The following is a 24,109-nucleotide window of genomic DNA, read 5'->3' as shown; positions in this document are numbered from 1 at the left end:
ATAAAAAACTTTGACAGTACCGAATAATATATGGGGGGATTGCTATGAGTTTAAAGCTTAAATATCTGTTGAATAGAAATCTAAAGGAACATTCAGAAAAAGTATTTGAAGGAATATCAAATGGAAGAAAAAAGGCATTAGATAACTGGTTTAATGACAAGTGGGCACAATTAGAAAATATTAAGAATTCACTTGTGGCATTAGAAGACAATGATAATATAGTATGTAATTATTTAATTGAAACCGTAAAAAAGCATGAGGACTTTTGTGAAATATTTGTTTTAGATGAGAAAGGAATAGTATCAGTTTCTTCGTGCAAAGAGCATATTGGATTAGATATGAGTGATTTACCTAATCTAAAAGCAGGATTAGAAGGTAGGCCTTTAATGTATGGACCATATATTGATAAAAGAACCCTACATACTGATATAAGTAATAAGAAATTTGCTGATGATGTTACATTAATGTTTTCCAGTACATGCAAAAATCACAGTAATCAAATTAGAATATTATGCTGCAGAACACTAAATGATGATATGAGCAACGTAATTCAAGATGAGGATACTCATATATATAAGGATTCTGGAGATAATTACTTATTTATGGTGAAGACTAGCAGAGATATTAAGCCCGGAACAGCAATATCTAGAAGCAGATTTGAGGATAATACATTTACTTTAGGTGAGAATCTTAAAGATGGAGTTAAAACAAAGAGTTGGGGTACAGTTAGAATTAAAGAGCATACCGAATTTGAAATAATTTTTAATGATCCAGCTACAAGTAAATTACATCGAGGAGTTGAAAATACAATTAGAAATGGTGAAAACCTAGATTGTTGGCCTGGATATCCAGATTACAGACATATAATGGTTGGAGGTAAGGGAACATTAATAAAACCCCCGAACTGTGATGAGGTATGGGGAATGATGTGTGAAGGTGATATAGCTGAGATATATAATTTTCAAAGTATTAATTTAAAGATGCCAATATCTATATCAATAATATCAGCAATTTTAATTGCAGTAAATTTTATAGCAATTAAATTATCACCGAATAATAGTATATTCACATCTATAGCAATGTGGATTATATTATCATTATTTTCGTTATTAATATCTAAAAGAATGATTTCATCCCCTTTAAGTAGAACGATAAATATATTACAAGATATTGCGGAAGGTGAAGGAAATTTAACAAAAAGAGTTGAAAAAATGTCATCAGATGAAATCGGAGAGCTGTCACGATGGTTCAATAAATTCATAAATAATCAGATGAGCATGTTAGATAGAGTGAAAAGATCAGCTAAAACTACAAAAAAATCAGTAAATATAGTTTCTAATATAACAAGCGAAGTTAAAAATGGAATGGGAGTCATTGAAAATACAGTGATAACTTTACTGGAAAATTCTAAAGACCAAAATCTAGTATTCCAAAATACAAAAAACAAATTTTCAGATATTACAGCATCTATTCAAGAAATGGATAGTCTTATATTAGAAGTATCAGGTATAGTTGAAGGAACTAATGAAAGTGCAGCATCGGCGCAAAGCATATCAAAAGAAGTATTGAGTAATATGGAGGATTTAGAAAAGACTATTGATAATACAGTACAATCTGTAAGCACTCTACAGGGATATTCACAGGAGATAAGCGAAGTAATTAATGTCATAAGAAATATAAGTAAGCAGACACAACTTCTAGCTCTTAATGCATCAATTGAGGCTGCAAGAGCAGGAGAGAGTGGAAAAGGATTTTCTGTAGTAGCGGAAGAAATATCTAAATTAGCACTAGAAACAGAAAGTGCTACCAAGTCAATAAGCAATGTTATTAATCAAGTCCAAAAACAGACACAAGCAACATTTGAATATGCAGAAGAGATAAATACTAAGGTAGATATATCTACAGCGAGTGTAAAAGAATCTATTCAATCATTTGATCATATTAATGATGATGTAAATATAATAGCTAATGCGATGCAGTCAATATCACAAATAACTTCGACCCAGAGCCAAAGTGTTGGAGATGTTATGAATAATGTAAGCACTATGGCAGATAAAATAGAACAATCTACCGAAAATAGTTCAAATAAGAGTGAAGAATCATTGTCTATGGTTAAGAAAATATTATTAGAAATAAGGCAACTAAAGCAAGCAACTGATGTACTGGAATATTCGTCAGATAATTTAAATGAGATGGTTGGATCATTTAAATTAAAGTAAATAATAGTATAAAATATAATTAATATCATGCTTTTGTTAATGTTAAAAGAAGCTAATAGTAAGTTTTCATTATTAATGAATTTTTAATCTATGATTTGAAAACATTATTTGCACGTAGTTTTTCCTATAACAGTTTATTAAAAGCATGATCTAATAATTATAGGATATTTAATTTATACAAGTATCAAGTTAATCTAATTAATTTGCTATAAAATTATCTAACTTGGACTAGTTAGTTCTTTAAGATAAATTTTTATGAAGCAAACTTTTTAGAACATATATATTAAAACTGTACAAATAATATAAAGAACTTTATCCATAGAATTAGAATAAAATGTGGATAATTTTTTTTTTGAACTTTAAAATGTGGATTATATTTTTATATTTAGAGAATTATCATACCATTTGTGTAAATAATAAAAATATATTATAATTTTATATAGTTGCATTTGCAACCATATAAGGTGTGATTAGGTTTATGAATGTTTCGATATTGTATATAAACTCTATTTTTACAGCTAGATAAAACATGTATAAACAGAAAGGATAAAACATATGGAAAGTACGGATAAAAAAAGATGGTTAATATTATTTACTACTGTACTACTGACATTTATGTCCACACTTGATAGCAGTATAGTGAATGTAGCACTTCCTGTAATGTCGCAGAGGCTTGCAGTAAGCATGGCATCTATAGAATGGGTAGTAACGAGTTATTTAATAGTTATTGTAGGAACTATTCTTATATTTGGAAGATTAGCCGATATTAAGGGTAAAACTTCAGTTTTTAAATTGGGTATAATTATTTTCACGATTGGTTCACTTTTATGTGGATTATCTAATTCATTAGTAATGTTAGTCTTCTCGAGAATATTGCAAGCAATTGGCGCTGCAGGAACCATGTCTACAAGTCAAGGAATTATAACTCAGGTTTTTCCAAGAAATGAAAGAGGAAGAGCATTAGGGTTAAATGGAACTTTTGTAGCATTAGGTTCAATGATAGGTCCACCAGTGGGAGGAATAATTGTATCGATTTTAAGTTGGCAGTATATTTTTTTAATAAATGTGCCTATAGGAATTTTAGCATTGGCTTTGGCAATGAAGACACTTCCTAAAAGTTCTAATAATTCAAATGAAAAATTAGATATAAAAGGTGCAATTTTATTTGGGTCAACTATGGTACTTTTATTCAGTGCTTTAACTTTTGGTAAGGAAATTGGATATGACAATATAGGAATCATTATATCATTTGTTGTCTCTATTATATTATTTATTTCATTTATAATTGTTGAAAAAAGAATTGATGAACCATTATTGAAACTAGAGATATTTAGTAATTCATTATTTTCGCTCAGTATTTTTTGTGCATTCATCTCATTTGTGGCAATAAGTTGTTCAAATATTATATTGCCATTTTACCTACAATACGTGATGAAACTAGCTCCTTCAGTTACTGGTGTATTAATGATGGTATCACCAATAATTTTATCAGTTGTTGCTCCAATGAGTGGGTATATATCAGATAGAATAGGATCTGAAGTTTTAACATTCTTAGGACTTATTGGAACTAGTCTAGGTTTATTTTTGATATCAACTTTAAATGAGTATTCTCACATAGGTGCATTAATTGCCTTTATAGCAATAATGACACTAGGAAATGGAATGTTTCAGTCACCAAATAATTCATTAGTTATGTCTACAGTAGATACAAAAAATTTAGGAATTGCTGGAAGCATAAATGCATTGGTTAGAAATTTGGGAATGGTTTTTGGAATATCATTATCAACAACTCTTTTATACAATAGGATGAGTAGTCAAATAGGATATCATGTTACAGGATATATAGAGGGAAGAGATGATATTTTTGTATATGGGATGCAATATGTATATGTTGCTGCAGCTATAATATGTGCATTAGGAGCGGTATTAACAGCATACAGATTATATAAGACGAAATCTAGAGCTAAAGTTGAAGCTCTATAAAGGAATATAATGATATTCTAATTGTTATTAGTTTAAAACTTAGTATAAAATATAAATAGTATTGAAAAATAAAAACTGTAGCTGAGTAAAGAATTTAGCTACAGTTTTTATTTTTAGTTATAATATAGGTATTCATAAAATAATTAAAGGAGATAACAATGAACATAACGATAATAACAGTTGGTAAAATAAAGGAAAAGTATTTAAGGGATGCTATAGAAGAATATTCAAAAAGATTAGGAAGGTATTGCAAATTAGATATAGTTGAATTGGTGGATGAAAAAACACCAGATAATGCTTCAGAAAAGGAAGAAGAGGTAATTAAAGAGAAAGAGGGGCAAGGAATACTAAATAAAATTAAAGACAATATGTTCGTTATAGCAATGGATTTAGGTGGAAAGCAACTAACATCAGAAGAGTTTGCAGGATATATAGATAACTTGGGGGTAACAGGAAATCCAAATATAGCATTTGTAATAGGAGGAAGCCTAGGAATCTCAAAAAGTGTTTTAGCAAGAGCTAATTATAAATTATGCTTTTCAAAGATGACATTTCCACACCAGCTTTTTAGAGTAATGCTATTAGAGCAAATTTATAGAGGATTTAGAATAATTAAAGGTGAACCATATCATAAGTAGACATAAAAGAAAAATAAATTAAATCAATAAAAAATAGTAGTTACGTAATTCGTATCTGCTTTTTTTATTATAGTTTATATTAATGTTAATAATAGTATTGTAAATAGCATAATTATAAGTGTTGATATAAATATAGAAACTTTAAATATATCTTAAATTAAATAAGGGGGAATACAAATAAAGAAAAACTTTACAAGTAAAAATAATTGCTTTTATAAGATAATGGAAGGAAAAGTTATATTATCTTTAAAAGAAGAGGAGTTTTAAGCTTTAATTGTCTATTATGGAATAAAATAGATAAAATAACAGTTGAAAAGTATACCTTAGAGGTATACAATAAATGTATACGGTTTAGGTATACATTTAAGGAATATGATTGGGAATATGGTTTTACAGATTTCATAGAATTACATTAGTGAAACCGTATAATTAAAGGGAGGTGTATTTATGTTTTTCAAAACTACAGAACAACATGAAAATTTGAGAACAAAAATAAGAGAATTTGCTGAAGAGGAAGTTAAACCTATTGCATTTATGTTGGATCAAGAAAATAAATTCCCTTCGGAAGTAGTTCAAAAGCTAGCTGATATGGGAGTGATGGGTATTCCGTATTCAAAGGAGTATGGAGGAGCTGGCTTAGATGTGATTAGCTATGCGATAGCTGTCGAGGAATTATCAAGAGTTGATGGCGGGACTGGAGTAATCTTATCTGCACATACATCATTAGGAACATATCCAATTGCAGCTTTTGGAAATGAGGAGCAAAAACAAAAATATTTAGTACCATTAGCAAAGGGTGAAAAGCTTGGAGCATTTGGTTTGACTGAGGAAAATGCAGGTAGTGATGCAGGAGGAACAGAAACAACTGCTGTACTAGAAGGAGATTATTATATCTTAAATGGTGAGAAAATATTTATCACTAATGGTGGCGAAGCAGATATTTATATTGTTTTTGCAGTGACTACCCCAAATATTGGTACACGAGGCATTAGTGCATTTATCGTTGAAAAGGGATCAGAAGGTTTTAGTTTTGGTAAGCATTATGATAAGATGGGAATTCGTTCATCAGCTACTGCAGAGCTTATTTTTAATGATGTAAAAGTTCCTAAGGAAAATTTATTAGGTAAAGAAGGCGATGGTTTCAAAATTGCTATGTCTACATTAGATGGTGGACGTATCGGTATTGCTGCCCAAGCTCTAGGAATAGCACAAGGTGCTTATGAGAATGCCTTAGAGTATTCAAAAGAAAGAGTTCAATTTGGTAAACCTATTTGCCAGCAACAAATAATCGCTTTTAAATTAGCAGATATGGCCACAAAACTTAGAGCAGCAAGATTCCTTATTTACAGTGCAGCAGAGCTTAAAGGAAATCATGAGCACTACAGCATGGAAGCAGCAATGGCTAAACAATATGCTTCTGATGTTTGTCTTGAGATTGTCAACGATGCTCTTCAAATCTTTGGGGGAAGCGGATACCTTAAAGGTATGGAAGTTGAGCGTGCCTATAGAGATGCTAAAATCTGCACTATATATGAAGGAACTAATGAAATCCAGCGTGTTGTTATAGCCGCTAATATTATAGGAAAAATGCCAAAAACAGAGAGTGTAGCAAAAACTTCGAGGGAACCTGCAACAGGATATCGTAAGAAGGTAATTTATAAAGATGGTACACCTGAAGAGAAAGTAAATTCTCTTGTAGAAGCTCTTAAGAAGGATGGATATGATTTTTCTGTAGGAATTCCTATAGATACTCCAATAAGCAAGGCGGAGAGAGTAGTTAGTGTGGGCCAAGGTATAGGAGAAAAGGAAAATATGCATCTTATAGAAAAGCTTGCAGTTCAGGCTGGTGCAGCAATAGGTTCTTCTAGACCAGTAGCTGAAACTTTAAAATATGTTCCAATTGATCGTTACGTTGGTATGTCAGGGCAAAAATTTAAAGGAAACCTTTATATTGCATGTGGTATTTCAGGTGCAGGTCAACATTTAAAAGGTATAAAGGATGCTTCTACAATTGTTGCAATTAATATAAACCCTAATGCAAAGATTTTCAAAAACGCAGATTACGGTATAGTTGGTGATTTGATGGAAATACTACCTCTACTTATTGAGGCTTTAGACAATGGTGAACCGAAGAAAGAGGCTCCACCAATGAAAAAGATGAAGAGAGCTATTCCAAAGAAAGTCACTCCAACTTGGAAACATTATGTATGTAATGGATGCGGTTATGAATATGATCCAGGAGTAGGTGATTTAGAAGGCGAAGTAAACCCAGGAACACTTTTTGAAAATTTACCTGAAGAGTGGACTTGCCCAGCTTGTGGTGAAGAAAAAGATATGTTTATAGAAGTTTAAAGCAGGTAATAAATAAATTTTTTGTTTAAAGGAGGATTAGCTATGTATTGTGTTAGAGAGGTAACAGAAGATCTTTATTGGATAGGAGGAAATGATCGTCGTCTAGCTCTTTTTGAAAATGTTCATCCTATTCCAAGAGGTGTTTCTTATAATTCTTATTTACTTTTAGATGAAAAGACAGTGCTATTTGATACTGTAGATTGGTCAATTTGCAGACAATTTCTTGAGAATATTAAGGGAGTTTTAGGAGATAGAGACTTAGATTACATGGTCATTAACCATATGGAACCTGATCATGCAGCGTGTATTGAAGAAATTGTTATCCGCTATCCTAATGTAAAGATAATATGTACTGAGAAGGCATTTTTATTTATGCATCAGTTCGGGTTCCAAATAGAAGATAAGGTAGAGCAAGTCAAAGAGGGAGATACTATGTCATTTGGAAAGCATAATGTTGTATTTGTTTCTGCCCCTATGGTACATTGGCCAGAGGCTATGGTAACATATGATACTACAAATGGAGTATTATTCTCAGCTGATGCTTTTGGTTCATTTGGTGCATTAGATGGAAAGCTATTTAACGATGAAGTAAATTTTGATCGTGATTGGATTGATGATGCTAGAAGGTATTACACAAATATTGTAGGTAAATATGGGCCTCATGTTCAGGCTCTTTTAAAAAAGGCAGGCACTATAGATATTAAGATTATCTGTCCGTTACATGGACCAGTATGGCGTAATGATTTTGGATATTTACTTGATAAGTACGATAAATGGAGTAGCTACACACCTGAGGAAAAGGGCGTGATGATTGTTTATGGAACAATGTATGGTAATACAGAAGCAGCAGCAAATGAGTTAGCAACAAGATTGGTTAAGAAGGGTATTACCAATGTAGTTATGTATGATGTTTCCAAAACTCATGTTTCATATCTGATTTCTGAAACATTTAAATATAGTCACGTTGTGTTAGCATCAGTTACTTATAATTTAAAGATTTATCCACCAATGCTTGACTATATAATGGATATGAAGGCATTAAACCTTCAAAAACGTACTTTTGCTATTATTGAAAATGGATCATGGGCGCCTCAATCAGGTAAATTAATGCGTGAATTATTAGAAGAAATGAAAGATATGACTATTTTGGATAATGAAATTTCAATTAATTCTAGCATGAAAGAAAGCGATGAGGATTTAATGGAATCTATTGCTGATAGCATTATTGAATCAATGAAATAATACAGAAAAGATATGAATTTTAATCAACTCGTAAATTATAATAACGAGTTGATTAAAATTATAATAAAGATAATAGTACTTAAGATTAGCTTGAAGGTTCATAATGTTGCGACATATTATTAAAAAATCAATTATATAGGATAAAGAAGTTAATTCATAATATGTATTTCAATGAAAAAATGAATCTGAATGTGTTATTATCCAGATTCATTATAGATATTAAAAATATAGTTTCTTATTCCCTATATTTAATGGGTTCTTATATGTTTAATCCTATTCTTCTATTTTCGATAATCTCCTCTAACTCATCAGCAGCTTTAATTACATCTTCTTGAACAATAAGCTTACCGCCTGTTATATTAACTAAATCTTCTTTTAAAACTTTAGTGACAACTTCACTTCCATCTATAAAAGGAGATATTGCAACATGTAGTGGCAGACCTAATGATAGTCCAAATGCAGCATCGGCTAATGCTTGCTCTTCAAGCCATTGTGGTGCTGATAATACAAGTGGAAGTTGAGGTATATCTATACCCAAGTTTTCAGCAAGTTCAGTTGCTACCATTTCTAATCTTCCAATAGCTAGACATGGACCAAAGTTTAATACTGGTGGAATGCCTAGGGATTTGCACACATCTCTTAGATTATCACCTGCAAGATCAGCTGCTCCAGGAGACATAAGACCAACATTTTCAAGGCCTCCAGAAGAACATCCGGCTGAAAGAACTAAAATATCTCTCTTTATTAATTCTTTAGTTAGCTCAACAGTAAATACATCATGTCCTTTAGCTGTTAAGTTGGAACAGCCTACAACACCAGCTATACCTTTGATTTTTCCTTTTGCTATTAAGTCAATAAGACCGTTCCAATTTCCACCTAGGAACTCTTTTAAAGATCCTTCACTAACACCAGTTACAACATCATCATGTCCATGATCCTTAGGAATGTCTATTGTGACGTTATTTCTTCTGTTCTTATAGCTTTCTAATGCTTCGCAAATGATCTTTTCACTAATTTCTTCAGCGTTTCTCATATCAAAATTTATATATTCAGCATTTTTCTTCTTAGCAACATCATCTATACAGATAGTTTTTACATTAAATTTCTCAGCTACAGGTTCAAGTCCTGGTATTGTACAGTTAAATTCTGAGACAATTAAATCTATAGCACCAGTTGCGAGTACGGCTTCACTTGTATAATTATTTCCAGCATGGCCTGAAAAAACTTCAGTATAATGCTCTCCTCTTAACTGTAGATCTTGGCCTACGCATGTACAGCCAACTAATCTAAAGCCCTTTGCACCTAATTCCATTGCTCTTTTTGCGACATTCTCATCAATTAATTTATCTTGAAGATGTGCAATATCAGAATGCTGATGACCTGTAATCATTATGTTGATATAATCCTCATCTATTACTCTAAAGCCAACTTTAGCTTGTCTGATTTTTGGAGCACCTAGCATAACATCATTTAAAAGGTTAGTTAACACTAGACCATATATTCCAGTAGCAATTCCAAGTTGAAGTGAATTAAGCAGCATATCTACAGGATCACTATTTAGATTTGTTGAAGTTTTTACTAGAGCATCAAAAACTTCAGATTTTGCACCGCCAGGTAAAATATTTAATTCCTTCCACTTATGATATCTTGGAGCATAAGCTAATTTCTCTACCAATTCCATTTTCTCAAATCTTGGTTTATATAAATCCCTAAGAACTTCATCAGCTACTTTAATTGCTTTGGCATTTATATCTGATTCAACAATATCAAATATTTTAGCAAGCTTATCCAATGTTTCAGGGCTTTTTATTTTTAAACTACCTTTTCCTTCACCAATATCTTTAAGGTTTCTTGCTGTAGTTTCCACTACGTGAAGGTAACATGCGGAACCTGCTGCTATCGCTCTTAAAAAGTTTCTTGATACGATAGTATCAGCATCCGCACCACATACACCTTTAGGTGATTTAGGTGTTATCTTACATGGACCATTCGAGCAGAGTTTGCAACAGACTCCTTCTTTTCCGAATTTACATTTTGCTTTTTGTGTTTCAACTCTGTTGAATGATGTTTCTAGATCTTCTTTTGATGATAAAAATTCACATAATTTGCAATCTGCTGATGTGCACATTGACATATTGATCATCTCCTTTAATTTTATATTTAATATTCAACCAAAAGTATACTAAAGAGGTATAGTTTTAAGAAAATATAAAAGGCTTTCGCCTCTTATATTTACATGTATAAAGTTACCATGGATCATTCTTTAGTTTATCAAAGTTAACCTTTTCTAGTTCATTTATCATTGTATTTTGAATATTGTATAAAGCCTTGTGTATAGAACAGTGACCAGCTTTATTTGCACTACAAGCCTTGCCATCGTAAACACATCTGGTCACAATAATTGGACCTTGTATAGCTTCAACCACATCTTTTAAGGTTATATCTTTAGGCTCCCGAGTTATAGCATAACCACCATTAACACCTCTATAAGACTTTAATATTCCTGATTGAGTTAACTTTCTAGTTAGTTTTAATAAAAATCTAAGAGGAATATTTCCTTTTTCAGATAGAGATTTTGCATCAAGTTTGTTATCTAAACCTTCTTTGGATAGCATAAGTATTATTCTAAATGCGTAATCAGATTCTTGATTAATATTCATAAAATTTACTCCTTAAAGTATACCCGTTTGGTATAATTTATCATAGTACAATTTTTTGTAATTGTCAATGTTTAGGTTATGGCGATATCGCAATTAAATAGAATAAATAATAATATACATTAAATAAAATTCATGAGTGTCTTTTAACATAATGATTATAGAGGGAATACTATATAAGTAAAGCAATTTATTTGAGGTGAGGCTTATGTTTGGATCTTTTATAACAATGCTTACTGGAATCCGTATACTGAAAAATATGAATAAAAGTTTATTGGGAATTATTAAATCTGAAAAGCCAATAGATAAAGGAATAGAGATTGCTGGTTATGATTATGATCCAGTACAAGATATATTTTATAGTAATATGAATGCATGGCAAAGAAATATGGGATATAGTAGATTGTATGATGAAGCATCAGCACCTTTTGGAATGATAGTAGATTGTGAACCAATCTACTTTGAATATAATAATAGAATATGGTTAATTGAATTATGGAAAGGTCAATACGATTTGAATACTGGATGTGAAGTCGGTATTTATACAGCTGAAAAGCCTATATTAAACTTACCAGAAGTATATAAGTATATGTTTTATAATTGCGCTAGCGATGAAGATAGATTAACAATCTCTCTTTTGCTAAAAAAGAATGGAAAAACACTTTTCGCGTTAGATGACAAGCATTGGTGGTTAGCAGGCTTTAAACTTGGTGAATATTCAGAGCCTTCTGAACTAGTCATGTATTTGAATATTACTTTAAAGGATGAAGAAATGTGCAGTTCCTTTGTACAAGCAATAAAAAAGATAGGATATGAAGAAAATAAAGAGTTTATTGTAAATGGAAATACTGTAGGTTTAACATTTGATAAACCGCATACTCCTCAACCTATTACTAGGACAGAGCAGACTGATAAGATCATACAAATGAAAAATAAACTGTTATGCGATAAATATAATGATATTACTAGAATATATAATAATTTAACAGATAAAATAAATGCAATTCAGAAACAGGCACCAGAAATCTATTCAGAAATAGTAGATAAAGCAGTATTGAGAAAATATTTGAGAAGCATGAAAAATACTGAAACTGAGTAACGTAATATTAGGAAGGCAGAATATATATCCTGCCTTTACATTTATATTGAGTCATAGCAGTTATAACTGCCATTGGCTCTTTTTTTCTCAGCATTCTTACTTATATAAGAACCTTCTATAACTTTATTATATCCTTTTTTGGATACAATAGATTTAATATAATCTAGATGAGGACATCTATCATAATGATAATTATCATTTGTCATGCAAGATGATAGATGTATCACAACATCTTCTTTATTTATGTTATTTTTTAACTTAAGTTTTTTCGAGAGATGTTCTAATTTAGTAGCAATACTTTTTCCACAGCATCCTCCACAGGTGAAGGAAATATATCTGGTTGATTCGTTGTAATTTTTAAAAACGTCATCTCTGTTGTAAAAGGCATTTGTACAGGCAAATCCACTACAACGGTTATGAGCAATGTCGCACTGGATAATAACTACATATTTTTCATCCATTAAATTTTAGCCCCCTTTTTAAATAAGTGATTAGTAACTGTATACATAAGTTGTATATAGAACAATTATATAATTAATTATATCTCAATAAAAGTATATAAGGTATTAAATATAATTTAGTATAAGTGACAAAATAAAAGCATTATAGATTAGTAAAAAAATTAGAGGAACTTATAAAAAAAGGATATGCAGCGTTAAATTATATACTACAGATCCTCTTTATAAATAAATAATATTAATTTATGCGAATAATGCGACAAATACTAAAGTTAAAGTACTTACGAGTTTTATAAGTACATGGAGTGATGGGCCGGCGGTATCTTTAAATGGATCGCCAACTGTATCTCCAACGACACTAGCTCTATGTGCTTCGGAATTTTTACCACCGTGCTCTCCTAATTCTATAAGCTTCTTTGCATTGTCCCATGCGCCACCGCCATTATTTAAGAAGAGAGCCATTATAACACCAGAAATGGTGGTTATCATTAAAAATCCAGCTGCAGCTTCTTTCCCTAGAAGGATTCCAACGATTATAGGAGCAGAAATCACTATGATTCCAGGAAGAACCATTTCTTTTAGAGCACCTTTTGTAACTATATCAACACAACGAGCATAATCAGGTTTTGATTTTCCTTCCATTATTCCTGGTATTTCTTTAAATTGTTGTCTAACTTCAAGTATTACATATTGAGCAGCCTTGCCAACAGCACGGATAGCTGTAGAGCTAAATAGAAATACTATCATAGCACCTATAAAACCACCTATAAATACTTCAGGCTTACCTATATCAACCGAAAACCATGAATCTAAAGGTTTTCCAAGAAGTTTTTTTACTTCATCTAGATATGCAGAAAATAATAGAAAAGTAGCAAGTGCAGCTGAACCAACGGCATAACCCTTGGTTAATGCTTTTGTAGTATTGCCGCATGCGTCTAATCTATCAGTTACATTTCTAATTTCTTCGGGAGCTCCAGACATTTCTGTAATTCCACCGGCATTATCAGTAATTGGACCAAAGGTATCCATGGCAAGAATATATGTGCAGGTTGAAAGCATTCCCATGGTTGCAATTGCTGTACCATACAAACCTGCATTTGCAACATTAGGTAATGCCATTTCGCTTAATCTATAAGATATAAATATACAAATAGATATGCAAACAACAGGAAGTGCAGTTGATTCCATGCCAACTGATAATCCAGTTATTATATTAGTTCCAGCTCCAGTTTTAGAAGCATTAGCTATCTCTTTAACAGGTTTATGGGTTATTGAAGTATAATAATCAGTTAAAACTACAAATACATAGCTAAGAAGTATTCCAGCAACTGCACATCCATATAGATATATATAGTTTACTTGTCCACCAGTTGTAAGTGAACCACTTAACATATCTTTAACTACGAAAAATAATATTACTAAATTAATTATTGAAGTGATAACAAATCCACCTTTTAAAGCTTTCATAGGATCATCATTATCATTTTTAACTTTAACAGCAAAAATACCTATTATTGAAGCGATGATACCAAGGGCACGAGCAACAAGCGGAAATAGTATTCCTTTCCATCCAAATATAGGGTAAAGCCCAACGCCTAGAATCATAGCACCTATATTCTCAGCGGCTGTAGATTCGAATAAGTCCGCACCTCTACCAGCACAATCACCTACATTATCACCAACAAGATCAGCAATAACAGCAGGATTTCTAGGATCATCTTCAGGGATACCAGCTTCAACCTTTCCGACGAGATCAGCACCAACATCGGCAGCCTTTGTATATATACCTCCACCAAGTTGAGCAAATAACGCGACGAAGGAAGCACCAAACCCAAATCCAACTATAAGAGAGGGGGCTTCTTTAATTAAAGTATCGTTTCCAGAAATACCTCCATAGATAAGAAATAGAGACGCTACACCTAAAAGAGATAGGGAAGTAACCGCTAGTCCAGTAACAGCACCACCTTTAAGAGCTATTTGAAGAGCATTGTTTAACCCCTTTTTTGCGCCAGCAGCAGCTCTTACATTAGAATTAACAGCCATATACATACCAATATAGCCAGATAAAGCTGAGCAGAATGCGCCTGTTATAAAAGCTATACCTGTATGTAAAGATATAGATATGGCAGAGCTTGGACCTTTTGATGCATTGCCGAAATAGTTAGAAAGTATGATTAAAAATAAAGCAACAATGGATAAAACAAAGATGGTTTTATATTGTCTTTTAATGAATGCCATAGCACCTTCCTTAATGTAAGTTGATATTTCTTGCATTTGGCTAGTGCCTTTGTCTTGAGAAAATGTATACCTGACCAAATAAATGATTGCTATAAGTGAAATAATTATAACACTATAAATAAGCATAAAATATGGTACCATTTAAAACATCCCCTTTATTTTTTATATAAATTTGTTATACATATATATTATACAACAAAATATTCAGAAAATTCAAAAATTTTCAACTTTTTCTATAATATATATTATGCTTAAGCAAAATAAAATAAGCAAAGTAAATATATACTTATAGAAAGTTTGGAGAAACCTCTAAATATATATTACTTTGCTTAGTAATTAGTAATAAAATCATAGTATTTTAATTTATAGCAGTATCTATAATTGTTAGATGTAATTAATTTCAAGTTTAGAACTTAGGATTTATTTCATCTCTTTGAATTCTTCGTAAATCTTTTAGTCTTAGATGAGTTTTTTCTCTAATTGTACTCCAATGTTCTCCATCAATCATCATTTTTTTTGCCTCATTCTTTAGAGATTCTTTTTCTTCGTAACTCATAAACTTAACCTCCTTTTATTTCATTTATACAAATTTAGTTTATCATTAATAAAATTATCTATTCGTCGTTTATAAAATTTAATATAATATGAAATTCAATTGAATTTTACATTATGGTATTTATGGAATGTTGAAGCCTACTATTGCTATCATTACAAACTGGTGTAATAATTTACCTATAATGTATATTAATTAAATGAATGTATAAGTCGAGGAGAATAATTTATAATGTTGAAAATAAAAAATTTATATAAAAAGCAAACTAATAGTTTCATAAACGATATAAATCTTATGGTTGAAAAGGGAAGTTTGGTAAGTATTGAAGCAGATAGAGAGTTTAGTAATACATTAATAGATCTTATATTAGATAAAGAAGTAATCGGTAGTGGTGAAATATATATAGACTAAATAAAACATAGTGATTATAAGAACTTGGAGCGGTAATAGGAATTTTAGCAGAAAATCAGGCTAGTGCAGGAACCATAGGAATGCCGTTTTTCATGGTTATATTTTTAGCGGGCACTTTAGCAAAAATGAATAATATAGCCGGAATGGCAGCTAATTTTTTACCTAACTATAACATGCAAATATTGCTAGGCAGAATTTTTACTAATGAACATTTAAATATAAATTTTGCTTATAATATATTAGTAATTCTATTGTGGATTATAATTGGTGCTGGAATTTTTGTTTATGCCTATAAGAAAAAGAGATTAGATTAAGTCACTATTAAAAAAAGACTGATTTGGGTATCAGTCTTTTTTTATAGTAACTTAATTTAACTATTTATTCACCAAGATATGCACTCTTAATACTTTCATCATTAAGAAGAACTTGTGCATCACCGGATTTTACTATATTACCAGTTTCAAGAACATAAGCTCTATGTGCAATGGCAAGGGCCATATTCGCATTTTGCTCAACTAAAAGTATAGTTGTTCCTGATTTATTAATTTCAACAATTGTATCAAAAATATCTTTAACAACAAGAGGCGCAAGCCCCATTGAAGGCTCATCTAATATAAGCATTTCAGGTCTGTTCATAAGAGCCCTTCCGATTGCAAGCATTTGCTGTTCACCACCAGAAAGAGTACCAGCTTGTTGCTTTATTCTTTCTTTAAGTCTTGGAAATTTAGCAAATACCATTTCCATGTCTTTTTTAATTTCTGCTTTATCGTTTCTTAAATAAGCACCTAGTTCTAGATTTTCTAAGACCGATAGCTGAGGAAAAACTCTTCTTCCTTCTGGTACATGGGAAAGACCTAGAGAAACTATTTTATTAGCTGCAACCTTGTTTAATTCAGAGCTCTTAAAAGTGACCGTACCAGATTTTATTGGTTCAAGGCCTGATATAGCTCTAAGAGTAGAAGTTTTACCAGCACCATTAGCACCTATTAATGTCACTATTTCACCCTGTTTTACTTCAAGGGAAATGTCCCTTAGTGCATGAATTACACCATAATATAGATTAATATTTTCTACCTTTAGCATTTTTAAGCCCCCTCTCCTAGATAAGCTTCAATTACCTTAGGATTATTTTTTATTTCTTCTGGAGTGCCTTCAGCAATTTTTTTTCCGTAATCAAGAACTGCTATTTTATCACAGATTCCCATAACAAGCTTCATATCGTGCTCAATTAAAAGAATTGATATATTAAACTTATCTTTAATCCAATCTATAAGCTTGGTAAGTTCTACAGTTTCCTGAGGATTCATACCAGCAGCAGGTTCATCTAATAATAGAAGAGATGGCTTTGCAGCTAAGGCTCTTACTATCTCAAGTTTTCTTTGTTCGCCATAAGGGAGATTGCTAGCTAACTCATCTTTTTTTCCATCGAGAGAAAAGACTTTTAATAGTTCAATACTTTTATCTATAATTTCAGCTTCTGTTTTCCTAAATTTAGGAGTTCTAAAGATGGAATCAAATATAGAATAATTTATTCTATAGTTAAAACTTACTTTAACATTATCAAGAACAGAAAGATGAGAAAATAGACGTATATTTTGAAAAGTTCTGGCTATTTTCTTTTGTGTAATATTATAGGGTTTAAGACCTTGAATCTTTTCTCCAAGATAAGATATAGTACCTTCAGTTGGAGTATAAACACCAGTTAACATGTTAAATACAGTAGTCTTACCAGCGCCATTAGGTCCAATAAGCCCGACAATTTCTTTTTCATTTATTGTTAGATTAAAATCTGACACTGCCTTTAATCCACCGAATACAATTGATAAATTTTGAACTTCTAGCATTGAATTAAGCCTCCTCTCTATCATCTGATTTTTTGCTTGGTATTAATTTACCAAAGATTTTAAGAGAAATTTCTTTATCTCCGAATAATCCTTCAGGTCTGAATATCATAAGTAGTATTAAAGCTAATGGATATATAACCATTCTGAAATCGCCCATACTTCTCAAAAGCTCTGGTAAAAAAGTCAGCATTATAGCTGAAATAATTGACCCAGACAAAGATCCCATACCACCAAATACAACAAAAGTTAGATAGTCAATTGATTTGTTAAAATCGAAAAGATCTGGTTTTATATATCCAGAATAGTGAGCATAAAGTCCACCAGCAAGCCCAGCAAAAAAGGCAGCTATAACAAATGCCATCATTTTGTATTTTAATGCATTAATTCCCATAGATTCAGCGGCTATTTCATTTTCACGAATAGAAAGCATTGCTCTACCCTGGGACGAGTTAATTATATTTTTTATTATGACTATACTAGCTATCATGAATATGAAAGCAACTGTAAAAGTTGTTTTTGTTGGGATACCGGTAAGCCCACGTGCGCCACCAACTGTATCAATATTCATAATTACTATTTGGATAATTTGGCAAAAGGCTAAGGTTGTTATTGCAAAATAGTCACCTGTCAGCTTCAGTGTAGGATATCCAACTAGTGCCGCTAATATACATGCAACCACAGCACCAATAAGTATTGAAGCAACAAACGGCATATGCGCTTTTTGTGTTATTATAGCTGATACATATGCACCTATGGACATAAATCCAGCATGTCCTAAACATAATTGACCAGTAAATCCAACAATTAAATTTAGGGATACGGCTAAAATAACATTTATTAAAGCGAAAGTAATGATTCCTTTGTAATATGAATTAATAACATTTGCACTTATTAAGCCAAATAGCACTCCATATGTTATTAAAACTCCAACAATTATACAAATATTTTTTTTATTAAATAAATTCTTCATAATTAACACCTACACTTTCACATTGGTCTTTTTACCTAATAGACCAGAAGGCTTAATTAAAAGTATTATAATTAAAATTGCAAATACTATTGCATCTGAGAAGTTAGTTGAAATATAAGCTTTAGCAAAAGTTTCAAGTAATCCTATAGCAATTCCACCAACAAGGGCTCCAGGTATACTTCCAATTCCACCAAGTACTGCAGCAACAAAAGCTTTAAGTCCAGGCATAGCTCCCATATAAGGAGTGATACTAGGGTAAGATATTGCAACTAAAACTCCAGCTATACCAGCTAAGGCTGAACCTATTGCAAAAGTAAGGGAAATAGTATTATTAACATTTATCCCCATAAGAGAAGCTGCTTCCATATCTTGAGAAGAGGCTCTCATGGCTTTTCCAACTTTAGTTTTATAAACAATAAATTGTAGTAAAACAACTAGAAAAGCAGAAACTCCAAACATTAATATTGTCTTTATATCAATTTGAATAGTTCCTATATTAATACTCCCAGCATTAATTAAATCCGGAAATGGTTTTGGATTAGATCCAACTAATAATCTCATAGCATTCTGTAGGAATAAAGAAACACCAATAGCTGTAATAAGCAAAGCAATTCTTGGAGAATTTCTTAAAGGCTTATAAGCAATTTTCTCTATAATTATTCCAGATAATGCTGAAACTGCCATAGCAACTAATAATGTTGGAATTAATGGCAATTTTAATGTTGAAGCACAATAGAAGCCTGAAAAGGCTCCTATCATATAAATCTCACCATGAGCAAAATTTATTAACTGTATTATTCCATATACCATTGTATATCCTAATGCTAGGAGGGCATATACGCTACCTAACGCTAAACCGTTAATGATTTGTTGTAAAAATTCCATTGTATATTCCTCCCTTTTTAATGATTAAGGATTAACTTTATCAGCTAAAACTTTTTTATCTCCATCAACTTTAATAATAGCAGCACTCTTTATAGCGCTTCTATCACTACCAAATTTGATGTTTCCAGTAACACTGTTCATTTCCATTGAAGCCAAAGCATCTTTAATAGCAGCACCGTCTGTCTTTCCGGCCTTTTCTATTGCTTTAACTAATATTTTAGATGTGTCATATGAAAGAGCAGCGAAAGAATCTGGTTCTTTGTTATATTCCTTTTTATATGATTCAACAAATTTCTTTACATTTTCATCTGAGTCTCCAGAGTAGTAGTGATTGATATATAATGCACCATCTACAGCTTTTCCACCGATTTTAGTTAATTCTTCTGACTCCCATCCGTCTCCACCAAGGAATTGAGAAGTTATTCCCATATCTCTAGCTTGTTTAGCAATAAGACCAACAACATTATAGTAATCAGGTAATACGATTATATCTGGATTTAAGCTCTTAATTTTTGTTAATTGAGCCTTAAAGTCAGTATCTTTATCATTATAAGTTAAGAATTCACCAACTTGTCCACCAGCACCTTCAAATTTTGATTTAAAGCTATCGGCTATTCCTTTTGAATAATCTGATCCAGAGTTATATAAAACTGCAGCTGTTTTCTTTCCTAATTTTTCACTAGCATATTTTGCAAGAACCTCTCCTTGGAATGAATCTACAAAACAGCCTCTAAACATATAATCTCCACCAACTTTAGTTATTGTTGGTTCTGTAGCTGTTGGAGTAATCATTGGAATTTGTTTTGATGTAGCATTTGGTGCTACTGCAAGTGTTGCACCTGATGTAACAGGTCCTAAAATTGCGCTTACCTTTTCATCATCAACAAGTTTATTGAAAGCTTGCATTGATGAGTTTGGATCAGCTTGGTCATCTTCAAAAACAAATTTAATTTTTTTTCCATTGATTCCGCCTGCATCGTTAACTTCTTTTTCTAATAATTGAGCACCTTCTTTTACTGAAACTCCATAAGTAGATGCGGCACCAGATAATGGTCCAATAGCACCAATTTTGATGGTATCTCCGTTATTTCCACCTCCAGCTGAATTCCCGCTACAACCAGCAAGAAGAGTAATAGCCATAGCAGAGGCTAAGATTCCTGATAGTAAACTTTTTTTCATATATTTATCCCCCTTTTAACTTTAAAAAATAATATTAAAATAATAATTAATTTTATAATACTTTGATAAAATGCTATAAAGTTATCGTATATATTGTTGATATAATAACATATAGGAGTAATTATTACAAGATTGATATTTAATATTTTATATAAAAAATAATAAAATAATTATAAAAACGTTATCATGATTTATAAATTAATCAAAAATAATGTTATGTTGAGTAAAGTTATAGGTTGAAAAAGTGTGAGTGTTTTCAAAAATGTTCTCGATTTAAGGATGATTATAATTTTTGAATAACAGCAGACTAAGATTGCGATTTATAAATAATATTAATAAGTAAGAAGGTTGATTTATTGATATATATAGACAGTTATTGTTGAAAAGAATAATATTAATACTTAGATTATATTTAAAGTGAAGATGGTGAATTGGTTGAATAAAAAAATAATAAAATTAAATTGCAATAATTATAAAAAGTATTTTTATTATATTAAGTATCCTGTATTTGAAGAAGATTTATGTAAGTTAGAGATGAAATGTCTTTTTGGTAAAACACCAAGTGAGAAGTATTTGTTTTCGGATTTTTATATTAGTGCATCAAGGAGTCCGTTTATAAAAGAAATGATTTCAGTAGTATATGAAGAAGATTCTTTAGAACAAATAATAGACAACATCATAAAAGATAAGCTAGCTTATGACGAGTTTAAGGTCTGTTACTTAAGAACAGAATATAGTGATATAGATTATGAAGAACGTCTTAGAAGTCTTAGCCAGATAGGATTTGTAATAACAGGAGAGCCTGAAATTCACAATCCTAAAGTTATCCTTGGAGTTACACGAATTTGCGGGAAATGGATATTTGGAATGTACGAGAAAAACGATTATAAGTGGCATATTCATGATAATAAGCCGTATTCATATTCAAATTCTTTAAGCGTTAGAGTAGCTAGAGCACTAGTTAATATAGCAGTTAAAAACAATCTAGAATGCAAATTAATAGACCCATGTTGTGGAGTAGGAACAGTTATTCTTGAAGCGCTTTCAATGGGAATTGATGTTGTAGGATGTGAGATTAATAAAAGCATCGCAGAAAATGCCAAGAAGAACTTGGAGTTTTACGGATATGAGAATGTAGTGACTAACGGAGATATGAATGAGATTGAAGAGAAATATGATACTGCTATCATAGATTTACCATATGGGCTGTTTACTCCAACTACCATAGAAGAACAAACATCTCTAATTAGAAGTGCACGCAGAATAAGTACTAGACTAGTCATAGTTACATTTGAAGAGATGGATGATTGTATTACTGATGCAGGTTTTAAAATAGTTGATAAATCATATGTATGCAAAGGTAAGTTTAAGAGATATATAAATATTTGTGAGTAGAAAGTTATAAATTTAATATGAAGAAAATTTTAGATTGACTTCTGAAAATATTCTTATTTTGAAGGTATTTTTAGAAGCCTAGTCTATGTATTTTAGTCATTAATTCTTATTTATTAACAAATTCCGGATTATTGTTTCATCATAATACTATATTCTTATATTTTAAATTATTTAATTAAACTAACAGTTATTGTATGGATACATTTGCATTTGTATCCATACATATTTTATTATATGAGTAACTTAGAAAAAAGGGGGATTTATGTATTATGGAAAGAGGGATAATAAATAGAAATCTTGCTCAGATGTTAAAAGGTGGCGTTATTATGGATGTAACTAATAAAGATGAGGCTATAATAGCAGAGAAAGCTGGGGCATGTGCGATAATGGCGCTTGAAAGAGTTCCTTCCGACATAAGAAAGGAAGGTGGAGTAGCTAGAATGTCGGATCCTAAAATGATAAGGGAAATACAAGAGGCAGTCTCAATTCCTGTCATGGCCAAAGTTAGAATAGGACATTTTGTAGAAGCACAAATTTTGGAAGCATTAAATATTGACTTTATAGATGAAAGTGAAGTGCTTACACCAGCAGATGATAAATATCATATAAATAAAGAAGATTTTAGTGTCCCATTTGTATGTGGTGCAACTAATATTGGTGAGGCATTAAGAAGAATAGGTGAAGGCGCATCCATGATAAGAACCAAGGGGGAAGCAGGGACTGGTGATGTTGTTCAAGCTGTTAAGCACATGAGAACCATGAATGAAGAAATAAAGAAAATACGATTTTCATCAAAAGAAGAGTTAATGACTGTAGCTAAAAGTTTTGAGGCACCATATGAGTTAGTTAAGTATGTTTGGGAAAATGGAAAATTACCGATTGTTAACTTTGCAGCAGGAGGAATAGCAACGCCAGCAGATGCAGCTCTTATGATGCAGTTAGGAAGCGATGGTATATTTGTAGGATCAGGAATATTCAAATCTGATAATCCAGAAAAAAGAGCAAGAGCTATTGTATTAGCTACTACTTATTATAATGATCCAGAAAAATTAGCAGAAGTTTCTACTGATTTAGGAAGTGCAATGAGTGGAATTTCTGTAGATGAAATAAAAACACAATATGCCGAAAGAGGATGGTAAAATGATAGTCGGAGTTTTGGCTTTACAGGGAGGGGTAATTGAGCATATAAATCAGATAAACTTATTGGGGCATATTGGGATTGAGGTTAAAAGAGAAGAGGAATTAAATAATATTGAGGCTTTGATAATACCTGGTGGAGAAAGTACTACCATAGGAAAACTTCTAAAAATGACTGGATTAATTGAACCACTAAAGCTGAAAATAAGGAGTGGAATACCTACATGGGGAACTTGTGCTGGAATGATATTGCTAGCAAGTGAAATAGAGAATGAGAAATCTAACTACCTTAAGCTAATTGACGTCAAAGTTAGAAGAAATGCATTTGGAAGGCAAATAGACAGTTTTAAAACATTTGAAACAATAGATGAGGTATCTAAAGAGAAAATAGAACTTGTTTTTATCAGAGCTCCTTATATAACAGAAATTAAAGAAAATGTGAAGATTATATGCAAAATAGATAATAAAATAGTAGCAGCTAAGCAAGATAATATTATAGTAACATCTTTTCATCCCGAGTTAACAAATGATTTAACATTTCTAAATTATTTTCTAAAGGGTAAATGGATAAAATAATATAAATAAAATGCTAAGGCTGATAGGAAACTGCTAAACAGTATACTTTATAAAATAATTTCCATGTATCTTTTAGTGGTTTTCTATTTACATTAATTAAACTCATTTATTGAAGTCAGGAGAAGAAAATCTAATAAAAAACATAAGTGAATTTATGTAGCATAAATTTATACATATTTATATAATGTGGTTTTAAATATAAGATCATATACTTATCTACTAAGTAATAAATAGTTAACTATACCTAGTGTGTCAATAGTAGAAAGTAGAAGT

At 31.3% G+C, this 24,109-nt stretch carries 21 protein-coding genes; 11 read left to right on the top strand and 10 right to left on the bottom strand.

What is annotated here, in order from left to right:
- Positions 1 to 44: 44 nt before the first annotated feature.
- The 5 genes from PZA12_RS24635 (at position 45) to PZA12_RS24615 (ending at position 8,434) form a co-directional block, all read left to right on the top strand.
- On the top strand, positions 45 to 2,219 hold the full coding sequence (locus tag PZA12_RS24635; protein ID WP_078117635.1) for a methyl-accepting chemotaxis protein: 2,175 nt from the start codon (positions 45 to 47) through the stop codon (positions 2,217 to 2,219).
- A gap of 555 nt (positions 2,220 to 2,774) precedes the next feature.
- The gene (locus PZA12_RS24630; RefSeq protein WP_078117636.1) at positions 2,775 to 4,202 is read left to right on the top strand and encodes an MFS transporter; all 1,428 of its coding nucleotides are present in this window, start codon (positions 2,775 to 2,777) and stop codon (positions 4,200 to 4,202) included.
- A gap of 158 nt (positions 4,203 to 4,360) precedes the next feature.
- A complete protein-coding gene (gene rlmH, locus PZA12_RS24625) occupies positions 4,361 to 4,840 on the top strand; it encodes a 23S rRNA (pseudouridine(1915)-N(3))-methyltransferase RlmH (RefSeq protein ID WP_078117637.1) in 480 nt (159 codons plus the stop codon).
- 447 nt (positions 4,841 to 5,287) lie between these two features.
- The gene (locus PZA12_RS24620; protein WP_078117638.1) at positions 5,288 to 7,192 is read left to right on the top strand and encodes an acyl-CoA dehydrogenase family protein; all 1,905 of its coding nucleotides are present in this window, start codon (positions 5,288 to 5,290) and stop codon (positions 7,190 to 7,192) included.
- A 42-nt stretch (positions 7,193 to 7,234) separates the two neighbouring features.
- Positions 7,235 to 8,434: an FprA family A-type flavoprotein gene (locus PZA12_RS24615; protein ID WP_012061204.1), complete on the top strand. Its 1,200-nt coding sequence runs from the start codon at positions 7,235 to 7,237 to the stop codon at positions 8,432 to 8,434.
- A gap of 259 nt (positions 8,435 to 8,693) precedes the next feature.
- Here PZA12_RS24615 and cooS read toward each other — a convergent pair whose 3' ends face one another.
- Together cooS and PZA12_RS24605 are read right to left on the bottom strand one after the other, a co-directional pair.
- Positions 8,694 to 10,568 carry an anaerobic carbon-monoxide dehydrogenase catalytic subunit gene (gene cooS / locus PZA12_RS24610; RefSeq protein ID WP_103699176.1) on the bottom strand — a complete coding sequence of 625 codons (1,875 nt, stop codon included), beginning with the start codon at positions 10,566 to 10,568 and terminating at the stop codon, positions 8,694 to 8,696.
- 112 nt (positions 10,569 to 10,680) lie between these two features.
- A complete protein-coding gene (locus PZA12_RS24605) occupies positions 10,681 to 11,094 on the bottom strand; it encodes an RrF2 family transcriptional regulator (RefSeq protein WP_103699177.1) in 414 nt (137 codons plus the stop codon).
- 205 nt (positions 11,095 to 11,299) lie between these two features.
- Here PZA12_RS24605 and PZA12_RS24600 point away from each other — a divergent pair, with 205 nt between their 5' ends.
- A complete protein-coding gene (locus PZA12_RS24600; RefSeq protein WP_103699178.1) occupies positions 11,300 to 12,190 on the top strand; it encodes a DUF4474 domain-containing protein in 891 nt (296 codons plus the stop codon).
- A gap of 41 nt (positions 12,191 to 12,231) precedes the next feature.
- On the opposite strand, the gene PZA12_RS24595 is transcribed toward PZA12_RS24600, so the two are convergent.
- The 3 genes from PZA12_RS24595 to PZA12_RS24585 form a co-directional block, all read right to left on the bottom strand.
- Positions 12,232 to 12,651: a CGGC domain-containing protein gene (locus tag PZA12_RS24595; RefSeq protein ID WP_023976232.1), complete on the bottom strand. Its 420-nt coding sequence runs from the start codon at positions 12,649 to 12,651 to the stop codon at positions 12,232 to 12,234.
- Positions 12,652 to 12,891: 240 nt separating this feature from the next.
- Entirely contained in the window at positions 12,892 to 15,027 is a 2,136-nt protein-coding gene (locus tag PZA12_RS24590) for a sodium-translocating pyrophosphatase (RefSeq protein ID WP_077841263.1), read from the bottom strand.
- Between the two features lie 265 nt (positions 15,028 to 15,292).
- Positions 15,293 to 15,442 carry a hypothetical protein gene (locus tag PZA12_RS24585; protein WP_181006040.1) on the bottom strand — a complete coding sequence of 50 codons (150 nt, stop codon included), beginning with the start codon at positions 15,440 to 15,442 and terminating at the stop codon, positions 15,293 to 15,295.
- 228 nt (positions 15,443 to 15,670) lie between these two features.
- On the opposite strand from PZA12_RS24585, the gene PZA12_RS24580 reads away from it, so the two are divergent.
- Positions 15,671 to 15,850, top strand: coding sequence for a hypothetical protein (locus PZA12_RS24580; RefSeq protein WP_103699179.1), 180 nt, complete (start codon positions 15,671 to 15,673; stop codon positions 15,848 to 15,850).
- An 80-nt stretch (positions 15,851 to 15,930) separates the two neighbouring features.
- The gene (locus PZA12_RS24575; protein WP_206491027.1) at positions 15,931 to 16,164 is read left to right on the top strand and encodes a hypothetical protein; all 234 of its coding nucleotides are present in this window, start codon (positions 15,931 to 15,933) and stop codon (positions 16,162 to 16,164) included.
- 64 nt (positions 16,165 to 16,228) lie between these two features.
- Here the strand turns inward: PZA12_RS24575 and PZA12_RS24570 are convergent, their stop codons facing one another.
- The 5 genes from PZA12_RS24570 to PZA12_RS24550 are packed head-to-tail and all read right to left on the bottom strand — an operon-like array spanning position 16,229 to position 20,728.
- Entirely contained in the window at positions 16,229 to 16,933 is a 705-nt protein-coding gene (locus PZA12_RS24570; RefSeq protein WP_103699181.1) for an ABC transporter ATP-binding protein, read from the bottom strand.
- Positions 16,934 to 16,935: 2 nt separating this feature from the next.
- Entirely contained in the window at positions 16,936 to 17,694 is a 759-nt protein-coding gene (locus PZA12_RS24565) for an ABC transporter ATP-binding protein (RefSeq protein ID WP_012061194.1), read from the bottom strand.
- Positions 17,695 to 17,698: 4 nt separating this feature from the next.
- A complete protein-coding gene (locus PZA12_RS24560) occupies positions 17,699 to 18,664 on the bottom strand; it encodes a branched-chain amino acid ABC transporter permease (RefSeq protein WP_077309996.1) in 966 nt (321 codons plus the stop codon).
- 9 nt (positions 18,665 to 18,673) lie between these two features.
- Complete coding sequence (locus PZA12_RS24555; protein WP_012061192.1) at positions 18,674 to 19,549, bottom strand: branched-chain amino acid ABC transporter permease; 876 nt, start codon at positions 19,547 to 19,549, stop codon at positions 18,674 to 18,676.
- 24 nt (positions 19,550 to 19,573) lie between these two features.
- Positions 19,574 to 20,728 (bottom strand): ABC transporter substrate-binding protein, encoded by a 1,155-nt coding sequence (locus PZA12_RS24550; RefSeq protein WP_103699182.1) that lies wholly within the window; start codon positions 20,726 to 20,728, stop codon positions 19,574 to 19,576.
- Between the two features lie 435 nt (positions 20,729 to 21,163).
- On the opposite strand from PZA12_RS24550, the gene PZA12_RS24545 reads away from it, so the two are divergent.
- From PZA12_RS24545 to pdxT, 3 genes are all read left to right on the top strand, one after another.
- Positions 21,164 to 22,123, top strand: coding sequence for a TRM11 family SAM-dependent methyltransferase (locus PZA12_RS24545; protein ID WP_103699183.1), 960 nt, complete (start codon positions 21,164 to 21,166; stop codon positions 22,121 to 22,123).
- A 269-nt stretch (positions 22,124 to 22,392) separates the two neighbouring features.
- Positions 22,393 to 23,262 (top strand): pyridoxal 5'-phosphate synthase lyase subunit PdxS, encoded by an 870-nt coding sequence (gene pdxS / locus PZA12_RS24540; RefSeq protein WP_103699184.1) that lies wholly within the window; start codon positions 22,393 to 22,395, stop codon positions 23,260 to 23,262.
- Between the two features lies 1 nt (position 23,263).
- The gene (gene pdxT, locus PZA12_RS24535; RefSeq protein ID WP_103699185.1) at positions 23,264 to 23,836 is read left to right on the top strand and encodes a pyridoxal 5'-phosphate synthase glutaminase subunit PdxT; all 573 of its coding nucleotides are present in this window, start codon (positions 23,264 to 23,266) and stop codon (positions 23,834 to 23,836) included.
- The last annotated feature ends 273 nt before the right edge of the window (positions 23,837 to 24,109 follow it).

Origin of the sequence: Clostridium beijerinckii, assembly GCF_036699995.1 — a bacterium.
In the GTDB taxonomy this organism is placed as follows: Bacteria; Bacillota; Clostridia; order Clostridiales; family Clostridiaceae; genus Clostridium; species Clostridium helianthi.
Note: the sequence above shows the minus strand (reverse complement) of the source record. Positions and strands in the feature narration are given on the sequence as shown.